This window comes from Paenibacillus sp. BIHB 4019, from assembly GCF_002741035.1.
Lineage (GTDB): Bacteria > Bacillota > Bacilli > Paenibacillales > Paenibacillaceae > Pristimantibacillus.
The window spans coordinates 3,540,618-3,554,166 of sequence record NZ_CP016808.1 but is presented as its reverse complement, the minus strand read 5'-3'; the positions used below and the strand labels follow the sequence as shown (position 1 = coordinate 3,554,166).

Genomic DNA, 13,549 nt, shown 5'->3' with positions numbered 1-13,549 from the left:
AATGAAATGACTGCCGGATTTGATTAGCACGTCTTGGAAATTCAGGGTTCTTCCTATTTATCGACGCCCGATTGCACGGATTGGGCAATTTTGATCATTTCGGTTTCTGGCAGCGTGGCGCTTGTCAGCCTGAACTGATCGCCTTCATAAGTCCAGCTGAGCGTTTGCTGCTCGGTTCCCGAGGTGAGCTCTCCCCACGTAAAGCCAAGATCCACCAAGGTGCCTGGGACTAGCGAGGCTGCTTGATCGTGAGGCTGTGTCTGAATGAGCGAGAAGTCGTAAACGCCTGTGTAACGAGTCAGTTGGCCAGGATTTCCAGCGAACTCCACATCACTGCTGTCTTTCCAAACGACACCATCCGGCAAATACGTCGGAGCCATTGTCAGGAACACGCCATCATCCGGCAGCGCGCTTGTCTCATTAGCCTCTTCATTTGCATTTGAGCTGCCGTCTGTATTTTGATTTGTACTCGCATTTTGATCGGTGCCGTTGTTTTGCTCCGAATTGCCATCCGTATTGGCATTGCCAGAGATGCCTGTGCTGCTGTCCACTTCGCTCTGCCCGCCTGCATTATTGTCTGGGCCAGATGCCTGATTATTGTCCGTGCCATTGTTATTGGCATTGTCCTCCGGCATTGCCGAAGTTGCTTGCTCGCCTGTGCCGCTGCTCGATGGGGTCGACTTCATATTAGCCTCTGTTTCGAATACGCTTTTATCAAATTTGGAGCCAAATTCAAACGTATTGAACTGCACCTCGACCATTAGCGCAGCATTGGCATCGCTGACCTCAACATGGACTGGCTTATAGCTTGACTTGTCGAGCCAAATCTTTTGCCGCGCCAATGATCCATTATTGTAATTAGCCATAACGTCGAAGACGTAGGCACTTTCCTCAGAAGCAAATTGGCGCGAGTTATCCAGCAAAATGCTCTGCACGAGCGTCTGGTACAAATAAACCTGGCCTTGATTTTGCGGCCAATCGCTTTGGAAACGGAATACTTTATTGAGGCGTGGCGTGAGGACGAAAACGCCATCGTCATTGCGCAGTACAATTTGAGTAATGTCTTTTTCTTCATTAGTCAGCTTGATGCGGTAATATTGCGGCTTCTGGTAAGAAACTTCAACCTTGTAGGTAAGCGGCTGTTGGCCCGTATGCAGTGTCATTGTCCCGCTTCCTTGATAGCTCTCAAGCCCATTTACTACCTTGTCCAGATCCTTCACCACGGACTCGGCATCCTTCGTCCCGCAGGCAGCCAATACGAGTGAAAAACATAATATCATTGCCGCGGCCCATGTCATGCGACGCATTAAAATCAACCCCTCTTCACAATGTTTTGCCATCTGATTCATGTGTATGAGGGAACTTGGACATTTATGCGGACTGGCAATGGCTTGGCTCTATTTTTATTCATTAGATCATTTTTCGCAAAAAAATAAGTCAACATAATTGACTTATTTTTTAAGGTGACATAAAATAAGCAATTGAAAGGGGGAACATGAATTTGACAGTTAACAATTATGGAACGGATTTGAGCAAGCAAATCGCGTTGTTTTACTTTGCCTACAGAAGTATTATCGAGATTCCGGAAGAAATCGTTGAAGCGTATCAGATTAATCGTGGACATCATCGTATTCTGTTTTTTATAGGCAGCATGCCCGGCTTAAATGTAAATGAACTGTTCCACGCGCTTGAAGTATCGAAGCAAGCTCTTCATCATCCATTGCGTGAGCTGAAACAGCGGAATTACGTTGTTGATATGCCCGATGAGAAGGACAAACGAAGCAAACGATTGTTTTTAACCGAGAATGGTCAGCAATTGTTCGACGAATTAATGGCAGCACAACAAGCCCAGTTCGATACGGTGTTCGGCCAATTCGACCCGCAGGCAAAAGAGCTATGGAGCCATATTATGAAGGGTTTCGCAAAAGACAGGCCTGGACTGCAATATTGGGACTCAATATGAGGCCTTTTTTTTACTAAGTCAATGATAATGATAATTATTGTTAATAAGGGAGATACAACTACATGCAGATTAATACACAGTTTAAGACAACCAAACTAGCCTTTGTCACCCTTCTTATAATGGCCGTAATAACCGTTATTGCCGGTTGCGGCTCCAGCTCTGGAAACAGCATTGCTAAAACTGCGAATACAAGCGAAGCTAAGACGGCAGCAGAGGAACAAGGGTATGTCATTAAGCATGAGATGGGAGAAACTGCATTAAAGCAGGTTCCAAAGAAAATTGTCGTTCTTGAGCTTTCCTTCCTTGATGCTTTATTAACGTTGAATGTAACCCCGGTCGGTATTACCGATGACGGTTCAAATAAAGATGTAGTTAACATTGCAGGCAAGGAACTTGAATATACCTCGGTAGGAACACGCAGCCAGCCAAATCTGGAGGCGATCAGCATGCTTCAGCCTGACCTTATTATTGCCGATCTTTCCCGCCATAAGACGATTTATAAAGAATTGGAGGGCATTGCCCCAACGATTGTTCTCAAAAGCTTGAATGCGAGCTATCAGGAAATATTGAATTCCTTCAGCCAAATCGGTGAAGCCGCAGGTAAAGGCGACGAGGCTGAAAAGCTGTTGGCGGAACATCATGCTGTTATTGAAGATTTAAAAAAACAAGTACCGGCTGACGAGAATAGAAAGGTCCTGCTTGCTACTTTCCGTGAGGACGGCGTGTTTGTGCACGGATCTGAATCTTTTTATGGAGAGCTTCATCAAATCCTTGGAATCAAAAATGCCATGCAAAGCGAGACAGCACGAGAAAATATCAGCTTGGAGCAATTTGTGAAATTGAACCCGGATGTGCTCTACGTGACAATTGTGGACGATAAAATTTTGAAGGAATGGTCTTCTAATCCGCTTTGGCAATCGGTAAGTGCTGTGAAAAATGATCAAATATTCGATGAGATTGACCGCTATGTGTGGACAAGATATCGCGGGCTGAAGGCTGCCGAGACGATTGCATCCGATGCCATTCGATTGCTGTATGTCAAATAGCACTCCCTACATTCCAATACTCGCTAGGATGTGTTAAAGCTAGTGGTTACGTTACCTTCAAGAAAGAAAGCAAACGTGCTTGCTGTCTATTCGATAGGCTCTCTGCTTCTTATTATTGGATTATTCACCAGCATTGTCATTGGCGTGACGGATATTAGTGCGGGCTCTTCGATTAAATCGTTGTTTGTATGGACAGGAAGCAAAGAACAGCTTATTATTCAGACCCTTCGCCTGCCAAGAGCGCTTGTCGGTGGACTTGTCGGGGCTGGTTTAGCAGTGGCAGGCGCAATTATGCAAGCCTTGACCAGAAATCCGTTAGCCTCCCCGCAAGTATTTGGTATTAATGCAGGCGCATCGCTAGCCGTTGTTGCTTCGGTTGTGCTTGTTTCGAGTGCGACTTCGATTCATCTGGTCTATTTTGCGTTTGCAGGGGCAGCTTTCGGCGGGGCCATTATTTATTTCTGTGCTTCTGCCGGGGGCTTGACCCCCGTTAAGCTTGCGTTAGCAGGCATGTCGATTCACTTTTTATTATCTTCTTTGACCCAAGGACTCATTTTATTCGACGAAAATGCAACCGACGTTTTGTTCTGGTTAGCAGGCTCATTAAATAACTCGAATTGGAACGCTGTTCAGCAGTTATTGCCTTGGTCGATTATCGGGCTTACAACTGCGATCCTATTATCTGGCTCTATTTCTATTCTAGGGTTGGGTGATGAAACATCGAAAAGTCTGGGACAGCGAGTTGCGTTGATCCGTCTGGCTGCTAGTGCGATCGTTATTATTTTAGCTGGATCGGCTGTGTCCGTAACTGGGCCGATTGGTTTTATTGGCTTAATGGTGCCGCATATCGTGCGAAAAATGGTTGGACAGGATTATCGGGTTATTTTGCCGCTATCCGCCCTGTTCGGGGCGGTCGTTCTAACCTATGCGGATGCGCTCGCGCGGCTTCTCGCCTACCCGTTTGAAACTCCCGTCGGAATTGTAACAGCTTTAATAGGCGGGCCCTTCTTTTTATACTTAGCACGAAAAGAAAGAGGGATAAAGAGATGAGGCGAGTGCGCCCTTCTATTCTCATTGTAGTCTTGCTGGCAGTCACAGGTATTATCGCATTTTGTGCAGTCGGAATTGGAAGCCAGTATGTATCACCTGGAGAAACGATCTCTATTCTTCGGGGTTCAAATAGCGAATATGCTTATATTGTTAACCATTTCCGGATTCCTCGCGTCATTCTTGCTCTATTGGCTGGTGCAGGACTAGCTGTATCAGGAGTGATCCTGCAAAGTATTCTCCGTAATCCGCTTGCTTCCCCGGATGTTATTGGCATTACCAAGGGAGCAGGCCTCGCTGCGGTTAGTGTTATCGTTTTTTTACCGAATTCGCCTATCTTCATCCTTCCGGTTTCTGCATTTGTTGGTGCTGCTTTAGTAGCTGTTGTACTGATGGTCTTTACCCATAAAAGCGGCGCAAAATCGTCGACCTTAGCTCTAGTAGGCATAGCGCTTGGAGCGATTTGCCAGGCTGCAACAGAGTTTATTCTAATAAAGTTTCCAGTGAACGCTAATGTCATGCTGTTATGGCTGGCTGGCAGCTTATGGGGGAGAGGATGGGACCAGTTGTATGGATTACTGCCATGGTTTATTCTGCTCATTCCTATCGTCATAGGGATGTCTTTGAAGCTGGATGTGCTGCATTTCGGAGATGATATTGCGACCGGCCTAGGGGTGAAAAGCAATCGTGCACGTTATATTCTTCTGAGCATTGCCGTAGCATTGGCTGGTCTTTGTGTAGCAACTGTCGGATCCGTCGGATTTGTAGGTTTGATTGCGCCTCATATGGCTAAAAGGATAGTTGGACCGAAGCATAAATATTCGCTTCCCGTCGCTGCTCTTTGCGGTGGACTTCTTCTAGTTATCGCAGATAGCATAGGCAGAGGCTTAGCGCCCCCGATCGAAATACCAGTCGGCATTCTAACCGCAATTATTGGAGTTCCTTATTTTATCTATTTGCTTCGTTTCGAGCAGAAGAGAAAGTGAAGCCCAGGGATATTACGCAGCCCTGGGCTTCTTTTTTATTCATTCCTTCTCTAATTACCGAGCTATAGTTTTTCTTCCCCCGCCATTTGTCGCGTTGATGCCCGCCTAAAGGCTAGTATGCTGAACGGACTGCGGTCCGTTACGCAATCTCGCGTAGCGCATTACAATAAGGACATAGACGAACACGGGAAAGGATGAACGTTATGAAAAAATTATTTCGATCAACGACGGATAGCAAGCTAACCGGTCTCTGCGGAGGAATTGGAAACTGGCTCGGCATTGATCCTACTATTATAAGATTGCTTGTTATTTTTGCCTCCCTTTTCAGCTGCGGTGCAGTCATCCTTGCCTACTTCATTGCGACGTTAGTTGTTCCAAAGGCTCCACATGGCAATTTCGGATTTTCTGATAACTACTAAAAATTAATTTTGAGGAGAGATGATAGAATGGGAATTTTACAACGTGTATTTAGTATGACGAAGGCAGCGGCCAATGAAATGTTAGATAAAATGGAAAACCCGGTGACGATGCTTAACCAGTATTTACGGGATCTGGACGAGGACATTGCAAACACTGAACGAGAGAGCTTGCATCAGCAGGCGCAAGAGCGTGCTTTTCTGGCAAAGCTTTCGGAGCTGCAGCAACAAGCCGACTACTATGAAAGCAAAGCAGAGCAAGCGGTCGCAGGTGAACGCGAGGAAGAAGCCCGTGCTGCACTTGAAGCAAAACTGGCTTATGCCGATCAGAAAGAAGAAACTACAAAGCTGCTTCAGTTGGCCAAACAGAGCGCGTTTGAGCTCGGTCTGCGTCTGGAGTCGCTGAAGGAAGAGAAAGTTCGGCTGCATGAAAAACGCAAGGAGCTCGTGCTGCGCATGAAAAAAACAGACGGAGCCGCTGGCTATTCATCAGCAGATTCCTTGCACGGAAGCTTCGCTTCCAGAGGTTTTGACCGTATTGAACAGAAGCTGATGGAACGGGAAGCACAGCAGGAATTGTCCAAAGCTTCATATAGCATGGATGGTGCCCCAACAGGAACTGCTGAGCAAAATGCGCAGCAAAGCGCAAGAGTAGAGGAAGAGCTGCAGCGGTTATTGCAGAAGAAATCCGTCAGCTAAGCGTAAACGGCTGTCGCCGTCCTCTGGCGGCAAAGCTGCCATTTCGAGGATGAAATAAAAGAACAGGAGCCACTCATTTAGCAGCAATCTGCTTTCTGAGTATCTCCTGTTCTTTTTTCGCACACCGCCGTTATCCTCTTGAGCGCCTCAGTCTCTTCCGCAACTGCTCATAGCTTTGATAGATCCACTTGGACTCCTTCGTAAGCAAAGGGCCGAGCACAGCAAGAATTAAGACGTACAGCACCGCAAAGGATTGAATGGAGGCCATTAAACCGCCCGCTTTGCCGATGTTCGCCATAATGATGGAAAACTCGCCTCGGGAAACGAGCGTAAAGCCTACATTAAGCGATGCCTTTGGCGAAATGCCTGAAATACGGCCCGCCAGCATGCCTGCTCCCAAATTGCCAACCAGCGTCAATAGCACCGCGATCAGCGTCATCCCTACCGCGCCGCCCAAGGATGCTGGTTCGATCGTTAATCCGAAGCTAAAGAAAAACAGCGCCCCGAAAAAATCGCGGAAGGGTAACACCTGCTGCTCGATCCGCTTCACATGCCTGGATTCGCCAAGTACAAGTCCGATCATCAATGCTCCAATCGCTTCTGCTACATGCAGCGTTTCCGAGAAGCCCGCTACCAGAAACAGCAGCGTCATAATCATCAGCAGAAACAGCTCTGACGATTTAATATTAAGCGCAAAATCAATATATTTAATAATTTTCCTGCCCACAAATAAAAATACAACGATAAAGGCAAGCGCAGTCAAAGAAATTAGCAAAACGCTCCAAAAAGAAGATGCGCCGCTCAAGATGAGCCCCGTTAAAATCGATATGTGTACCGCAATAAACAAATCGTCAAACATGATCATACCCATAATGATTTCTGTTTCCGGGTTCGCGGTTCTCTTTAAGTCGACCAGCACCTTTGCCACAATAGCAGTGGAGGAACTGGTCATAATGCCGCAAACGACTAGCGTTTCTTTGATGGGCAAGTCCGTAATCCAGCCAAGCAGCAGCCCTGATATAAAATTCAGTGCGACATAGAAGGAGCCGCCTACGATTATCGCTTTACCTGATTTCAACAGCCGCGCTACCGAAAACTCCAGCCCTAAATAAAACAGCAAAAATAAAATGCCTAAACGTCCCATAAATTCGATAAAGGAGGAGCTCTCAATAAACCGCAAATCAATAATCCAAAAATGCGGCGCATGCGGTCCTACAGCCATCCCGATCAAAATATAAAACGGAATAACCGAGAAGCGAAGCTTCGCTGAAAGCAAGCCTGTCAGCGTAATGAGCGCCAGTGCCATCCCGACTTCAAATATGAGCGTCTCCATGGGCTAAAGTGCCCCATTCAGCAAAAGTTTTTTTAATTGGTTCAGTTGAATGCGTTCACCTGCCACGACTAATGTTACGCCTGGCGTAAACACGTATTCCGCTCCAGGATTAATATGCTTCGTCTTATCCTTCTCTACTACGGCCAAAATGGTCGCACCCGTCGTTTTGCGAATATCCAGCTCCCCAATCCGCTTGCCAACGCATTTAGATAAAGGCTCCAGCCGAATCCATTCGATAACTAAACTATCTAACGCTATTTCCTGGTTTTCCAGAAATTTAGGTTTATAGGTAATGCCCGCAAGGATAGCCGATACGACTCTGGCTTCCTCGTCATCAAGTGTGACCATTGACCGCATCTCATCAGGCTCATCAGCGTCCATATGAAAAATATCCCTTCGTTCATCGTTATGAACGACGATAACCAGCTGCTCCCCGCTGCGGGTTCGCAGGCTGTATTTTCGGCCAATACCGGGCAATTCAGATTCTCTAAGATCCATTTACAGCTCCTCCTTCCCTGGAAAATTGGTTAGCAGTGTACTTGATTGAAGCGAGAATGACACGCATAGGGCCCGATGGTGTCGCTACAGTGATCGACTCGCCTAGACGGGCCAAAAGCAATTGCCTGCCAACAGGCGACAGGAAGGAAATGAGATTTTCGTCTGGATTGGCCTGCTCAGGCAGCACGATGGTAAAGGAATCCAACGCTTCATATTCAGGATATTCAATCGTAATATGGCTGCCAATAAGCACTAGGGATTGAAGCTTTTCTTCCATTAGCACGTCCGTTTCCGAGAGCAGCTCTTGCACGGCCTCCGTATACAAAAATAGAAATTGTTCCATCTCCATACGCTCTTTCCCCGGCATAACAAAATAGGCGTCGAGGAAGCGTTTCCTCTCGACACCTAACACGGCAAGCTGCGACACAAGCTGTTCTTGGGCATAGGACAAACCGATACTATGGTTCATAGTAGACCTCACTCCCTATGCGTACATTACTGATTTTGCATAAACAATAAACCGCTTTTTCCATGCTGTTCTCCTCCTAAAATAATATAAGGCCTCTGCGTCAGAGGCCTTATAACAAGCTTACCAAACAAATAATATATGTCCAGCTATTATTTAAATCTAACAGGAGAAGCTATGGAAGCTATGCTGATGTAAAACGGGAAAGAGGTTGTATAGACTATTGATTTCGTATAAACTACAATTGATAACAATTCTCATTAAATGATTAGCAAGCAGAAAAGTGAACGCTAGCGCTAAGCTGTTGAAAAATATAAATGCAGAAGCTTCTTTAAAAAGGAGGACGCGAAAATGAGAAAACCAGCTTCCGTCCTGCAAGCGGACGACAGTTACAGTTATTGGAAGAAGCAGGCCGCCAAGGCCGAGTTCGAGCAGCCGGCGGCGGCTTTAAGCGAACACGAAAACTGGCCTTCGGAAGTGAAAGCCATGATCGACCGAACTATCCATTATATGAATGAAAAATATGCAGAAGGCATGACCCGGCAGAAGCTGTCCTCCATCGCAGGCATGAGCCTATGGCATTACTCCCATCAATTCAAGCATTGGGTCGGGCAAAGCCCCATTGATTATTTGAACAGCATCCGGATCAACAAAGCGAAGGAGCAGCTGCTGCATTCTAATTTGCGGATTAAGGAAATTGCCGAAAAAGTCGGCTTTGAGGATGAATTTTATTTCAGCCGTAAGTTTAAGAAAGCGGCAGGCATAACGCCAAAACAATATGCAGCGTGGACGAATACACGAATTGCTTCCTTTTCCTTTCCCTATGCCGGACATTTGCTCGCTTTAGGCATTATTCCGTGTGCCGCACAGGTCGATCCGCAAAGGGATGTGCACCGTCATGCTTTTTTTCAGCATATTCCCTATCCGCTTCGACGATCCAAACGAATGGAGCCAGATTTAGTTGATTATAATCGCAGTGCGCTTCAGCAGGCAAGGCCCGAGCTCATTTTATGCGACGATATGGTGAATGAACAGATAATAGGCTCCATCGGCAAAATCGCCCGCACCGTCGTCATTCCTTGGCTTGAGCTAGACTGGCGGCAGCAGTTCAGGCAAATTGCAGCCCTGCTTGGTAAAGGAGAGGACGCTGCATGCTGGCTCGCGAATTATGATCAGAAAGCGGCTTGTGCCGGGGAGCGGGTCAGGAAGCTTTTTCAAGGGGATACGATTTCAATTGTTCATCTCATGCAGGGACATATCGTTGTGTATGGACGGCGTAACGGAGGGGCTGTCTTATATGAGGATTTGAAATTAAACTGCCCTTATGACTCAGAAAATATATCGATTTTGCATGAGATTAAGGAGCAGGAGCTGCCTCTTTTTACGGGAGATCGTCTGCTGCTTATTATTGATTCTGACCAAGCCTCTCAGCACATGTGGCGACAGCTTCAGCATAGCAGCGTATGGACACAGCTTAAAGCTGTAAAAGCGGGAAATGTGCGGCGAATACAGGAATGCCCCTGGCTAGACTACTCTCCTTTTGCCCACAATCTCATGGTAGAACAGGCAGAAGAATTATTTAGAACGAACTAAACACGAATGTCCATGTTTTGCAAAGCGGCAGGAGCGTATAATACGTGTTGATCATTATAAGCCTGACCATTATTGTCAAAACGGAGGTTTCATCATGTATTTGTACCGTCATTCCTTCCTGTATATTGCTCTTGCTGCCGCTATTGTGCTGTTGTCAGCATGTGGGAACAACTCAGGAAGCGGGCAGCCGTCTAGTTCGGCTTCTTCCACTGTCTCGACCGCTTCACCTTCCGCTTCTTCACCGGAGACTCCTTCCGATCAACAGCCGCTCAAGGTTACACATCCCTTTGGCACAACTGAGCTTCCAGCGGACCCTGAGCGGATTGCTTCCATTAATTTGGAGGATATGCTGCTCGCTTTAAATGTGCCGATCGTATTCGGAATGTCGATTGGCGAAGGCTATTATTTAAACGACAAGCTTATAGAGCAAGGTGCCACTTTGGAAATTTGGGGCGATAACCTGAATCTCGAAGCGATCGTTGCAGCCCAACCGGATTTGATTATTGCGAGCACCGCGATTATGCAAGAAGGTTATGACAATCTTTCCAAAATTGCGCCAACCATCGTATACGATCGTGAGGATTGGAGAAATTCGCTTGCAGCTATTGGACAAGCGTTGGGCATGGAGGATCAAGCACAAGCGGTTATCAGCGCTTATGATCAGCAGGCTGCGGATGCGAGAACAGCTCTGACCCCTCTTCTATCGGAAGGCAAAAGTGCAGCCTTCATCCGCATGACCGCCAAAGATTTCCGAGTCTATTTCCCTAATTATATCGATGAAAAAACGCAAATCGAATGGCCAACCTATCCCGGTGTTCTATACAATGAGCTCGGAATAAAGCTGGATCCAACCGTTGAAAAGTGGCATCAGGAGCAGCCTAATTTTCAAAATGCGACGATTTCGCTGGAGATGCTGCCCGAATTGCAGGCTGACTATTTATTCGTTACGCTCGGCGGAGCCGGCAGCACAGACGAGGAAATTAAACAGGCGAAGGAAAGCTTCAGCGCGATTGAGCAATCCGCCGTGTGGAAATCGGTACCGGCCGTTAAAGCGGGCCATGTCATTTTCGTAAATGCAAGACATTGGATCAGCTCCGGCCCTCTAGCAAACAGCATGAAAATGGTTGATGTTGTGGCGGAGCTCGGTTCTTCTAATTAAATAGTTGGGCTAGCAAGCTATAAAAAATCCCGAGCATCCCATGTATATGGGGTGTTCGGGATTTTTGTGTTGTAATTTTTCACTTAAATACAGCTTGACATGAATTTATTCTTCTTATTACACTATTTTTGAAATATATAATGTTTAAAACAAATAAGAAAGTGAGGTTTCAAGGTTCGCATGACATCTCCACAACATAAAGTCCCTAATTACATGAAGCAGTTTGCTTGCATTGGTTCTGCCTGTGAAGATACTTGCTGCGCTTGGTGGGGGATCAGTATTGATAAACATACCTACACGAAATACCAATCGGTAACCCATACTAGCTTAAGGCGCAAATTGAAGCAAAACTTATCCATTAAACCGCAGGGCAGCGTTCAAGATTATGCTGAAATGCGGTTGAACCCGAATACAGGCGATTGTGCCATGCTTGATCAAGGAATGTGCTCGATTCAATTAGAACTCGGCGAATCCTACCTGTCCCAAACATGCCGAACCTACCCCCGTGTCATTAATCAGGCAGGCAATGCCTTGGAAATGACGGCCCAGCTTTCTTGCCCGGAGGTGGCCCGATTAGTATTGCTTGATGAGCAAGCGATGGAGTTAGTTGACGTTGATTTAGCTCACATCGGCTCCGTTACCTATAAACATAAAGCAGCCGCTGCTCTGGATCCGAATCGCCCGGAGTTCTACTTTCCTGAAATACGCAAGATGATGATCGAGATTATGAAATATAGGGAATTCAGCCTGCCCCATCGCCTTATTCTGCTTGGTGTGTTTTGCGATAATGTCAACTTGCTGATGGATGAGAAAAAATATAAGGAGCTGCCTCATTTATGCGTTCAGTTTCGGGAAGAGGTTGCCCGCAACGATGAGCTGCGCAGTTATAATGTATATCCGCTAGATGCTATTTTTCAACTGCAATATTTGAATAATTATTTGATGGATATTTTGGATGATACGATATGGAATGCCCGCTACCGGGAGTGTATCCATGATTACAAACAAGGAATGACGCGAAATGGAAGCTCATTGGAAGCAATTGCAGGTACCTACAATTACTCTTACGAGCATTATTACAAGCCATTTATGGATCAGCATGCGCACGTTTTAGAGAATTTCATTTTGAATCATTTATATAGCCGGATGCTTGCGGAAATGCATGTGAACATCCCTGTTTTTGACAGCTATCAAATGCTCGTGGCCGAATTTGCCATGATTAAGCTGCATCTTATCGGCATAGCTGCGCACCATCAACAATTAAGCGAGGAGCTGACCGTAAAGCTCATTCAATCTTATACTAAAAACTATGAACATACCGCGCTGTTTCTTAAAAACATCCTTGATGATTTTAAAAAGCAAGGCTATCATACGCTAGGCTATATGAGCCTGCTCATTAAAAATGACTAAATAAAAAAGTTCCGAGCCTCCACTGATAGGGGTCGGAACTTTTGTTATTTAGAGGCGGCTCTCCAGCGGATCATAACGCACAAATACAGGAAAATAGCGCGGAGCCATCGTAAAGCTAAACTGCTGCTCCATATTGTCCTTATATGTAACCGTATAATTACCGTGGTCAGTATCATAAATAATTTTCAGAAAAGTAAACTCGCTGCTCGCGTAATGAGAGCGAACATAGTAATGGGAAGCTGCCTTAGCCGCATTTTCCTGAAACAAGCTCGTATTAACGAGTAAAATCAGCAATGCCATTATGACGATTGAAAAAAGAATAAAACGCTTGTACTGCATGTTACTCCTCCGCTTAAGCTTATGTAACAATTACGTGAACGTGCTTGTAATATCATTCCATTGCGAGTGGTCAGGCAGCTTCTGTGCTCCCCAATATTCAAGAAACATTCGAACAATCTCGCCTTTATCCGTCGTTTTGTAATCATAGTGTTTGAACGAATCATCGGCATACACGAACCGGATTTCCACAACGAAGCCGATCATGCCTTTCCCTTCGGTTGCGGCCTGCAAATAGATGCTGTTGTCTAGCGGCAAGCTCGGCTCGAGCACGATAAAATCCTCATAATCCGGTTCAAATCCATATATGATATCCGTAATAACCGACATATTAATCTCTTCTTTCTTAAATTCCCCATGATCCGTCATCAGCTTATATGTAAGTCCTGCATTCCCCATAAAAGCACCTCCCAGCCAAGGCCATTATGCCCCGGAACTCAAAAAACATGATTTCACAATTGTATCATACGGCTATAACCCGATAATATCAGTCTGCCGACTGATTATTTGACTCAGCTAAGCCAATAGAACTAGCTTCATCATAAGGTTTGATAGTTGACAATGGCACACGGGCTATTTAAAATGAGAAGCAACCAT

General features: G+C 45.9%; 15 protein-coding genes. 9 read left to right on the top strand and 6 right to left on the bottom strand.

What is annotated here, in order from left to right; genetic code table 11:
• Positions 1 to 53: 53 nt before the first annotated feature.
• Positions 54 to 1,307, bottom strand: coding sequence for an outer membrane lipoprotein-sorting protein (locus BBD42_RS15180; protein ID WP_099518833.1), 1,254 nt, complete (start codon positions 1,305 to 1,307; stop codon positions 54 to 56).
• Between the two features lie 194 nt (positions 1,308 to 1,501).
• Between BBD42_RS15180 and BBD42_RS15175 the strand changes: the two genes are divergently transcribed.
• The 6 genes from BBD42_RS15175 (at position 1,502) to BBD42_RS15150 (ending at position 6,157) form a co-directional block, all read left to right on the top strand.
• Positions 1,502 to 1,963, top strand: coding sequence for a MarR family winged helix-turn-helix transcriptional regulator (locus tag BBD42_RS15175; protein ID WP_237163484.1), 462 nt, complete (start codon positions 1,502 to 1,504; stop codon positions 1,961 to 1,963).
• A gap of 62 nt (positions 1,964 to 2,025) precedes the next feature.
• Positions 2,026 to 3,009, top strand: coding sequence for an ABC transporter substrate-binding protein (locus tag BBD42_RS15170; RefSeq protein ID WP_237163483.1), 984 nt, complete (start codon positions 2,026 to 2,028; stop codon positions 3,007 to 3,009).
• 42 nt (positions 3,010 to 3,051) lie between these two features.
• The gene (locus BBD42_RS15165; RefSeq protein WP_099518831.1) at positions 3,052 to 4,059 is read left to right on the top strand and encodes a FecCD family ABC transporter permease; all 1,008 of its coding nucleotides are present in this window, start codon (positions 3,052 to 3,054) and stop codon (positions 4,057 to 4,059) included.
• Complete coding sequence (locus tag BBD42_RS15160; RefSeq protein ID WP_099518830.1) at positions 4,056 to 5,042, top strand: FecCD family ABC transporter permease; 987 nt, start codon at positions 4,056 to 4,058, stop codon at positions 5,040 to 5,042. The genes BBD42_RS15165 and BBD42_RS15160 overlap by 4 nt, the downstream gene beginning before the upstream one ends.
• 203 nt (positions 5,043 to 5,245) lie before the next feature.
• Positions 5,246 to 5,461 (top strand): PspC domain-containing protein, encoded by a 216-nt coding sequence (locus BBD42_RS15155; protein WP_099518829.1) that lies wholly within the window; start codon positions 5,246 to 5,248, stop codon positions 5,459 to 5,461.
• A 27-nt stretch (positions 5,462 to 5,488) separates the two neighbouring features.
• Complete coding sequence (locus BBD42_RS15150) at positions 5,489 to 6,157, top strand: PspA/IM30 family protein (protein WP_099518828.1); 669 nt, start codon at positions 5,489 to 5,491, stop codon at positions 6,155 to 6,157.
• Positions 6,158 to 6,287: 130 nt separating this feature from the next.
• On the opposite strand, the gene BBD42_RS15145 is transcribed toward BBD42_RS15150, so the two are convergent.
• The 3 genes from BBD42_RS15145 to BBD42_RS15135 are packed head-to-tail and all read right to left on the bottom strand — an operon-like array spanning position 6,288 to position 8,457.
• Complete coding sequence (locus BBD42_RS15145) at positions 6,288 to 7,490, bottom strand: cation:proton antiporter (protein WP_099518827.1); 1,203 nt, start codon at positions 7,488 to 7,490, stop codon at positions 6,288 to 6,290.
• 3 nt (positions 7,491 to 7,493) lie between these two features.
• Positions 7,494 to 7,988, bottom strand: coding sequence for a cation:proton antiporter regulatory subunit (locus tag BBD42_RS15140; protein ID WP_099518826.1), 495 nt, complete (start codon positions 7,986 to 7,988; stop codon positions 7,494 to 7,496).
• Positions 7,978 to 8,457: a GreA/GreB family elongation factor gene (locus tag BBD42_RS15135; RefSeq protein WP_099518825.1), complete on the bottom strand. Its 480-nt coding sequence runs from the start codon at positions 8,455 to 8,457 to the stop codon at positions 7,978 to 7,980. Before BBD42_RS15135 ends, BBD42_RS15140 begins: the two co-directional genes overlap by 11 nt.
• A gap of 348 nt (positions 8,458 to 8,805) precedes the next feature.
• Between BBD42_RS15135 and BBD42_RS15130 the strand changes: the two genes are divergently transcribed.
• The 3 genes from BBD42_RS15130 to fliB all read left to right on the top strand — a co-directional run bounded on the left by BBD42_RS15130 (position 8,806) and on the right by fliB (position 12,616).
• Positions 8,806 to 10,047, top strand: coding sequence for a helix-turn-helix domain-containing protein (locus BBD42_RS15130; RefSeq protein WP_099518824.1), 1,242 nt, complete (start codon positions 8,806 to 8,808; stop codon positions 10,045 to 10,047).
• A gap of 94 nt (positions 10,048 to 10,141) precedes the next feature.
• Positions 10,142 to 11,206 carry an ABC transporter substrate-binding protein gene (locus tag BBD42_RS15125; protein WP_099518823.1) on the top strand — a complete coding sequence of 355 codons (1,065 nt, stop codon included), beginning with the start codon at positions 10,142 to 10,144 and terminating at the stop codon, positions 11,204 to 11,206.
• Between the two features lie 180 nt (positions 11,207 to 11,386).
• Positions 11,387 to 12,616 carry a flagellin lysine-N-methylase gene (fliB, locus tag BBD42_RS15120; RefSeq protein ID WP_216364939.1) on the top strand — a complete coding sequence of 410 codons (1,230 nt, stop codon included), beginning with the start codon at positions 11,387 to 11,389 and terminating at the stop codon, positions 12,614 to 12,616.
• Between the two features lie 48 nt (positions 12,617 to 12,664).
• Here fliB and BBD42_RS15115 read toward each other — a convergent pair whose 3' ends face one another.
• A complete protein-coding gene (locus BBD42_RS15115; protein WP_099518821.1) occupies positions 12,665 to 12,955 on the bottom strand; it encodes a hypothetical protein in 291 nt (96 codons plus the stop codon).
• A 30-nt stretch (positions 12,956 to 12,985) separates the two neighbouring features.
• Positions 12,986 to 13,351, bottom strand: coding sequence for a hypothetical protein (locus tag BBD42_RS15110; RefSeq protein WP_099518820.1), 366 nt, complete (start codon positions 13,349 to 13,351; stop codon positions 12,986 to 12,988).
• Between the last annotated feature and the right edge of the window lie 198 nt (positions 13,352 to 13,549).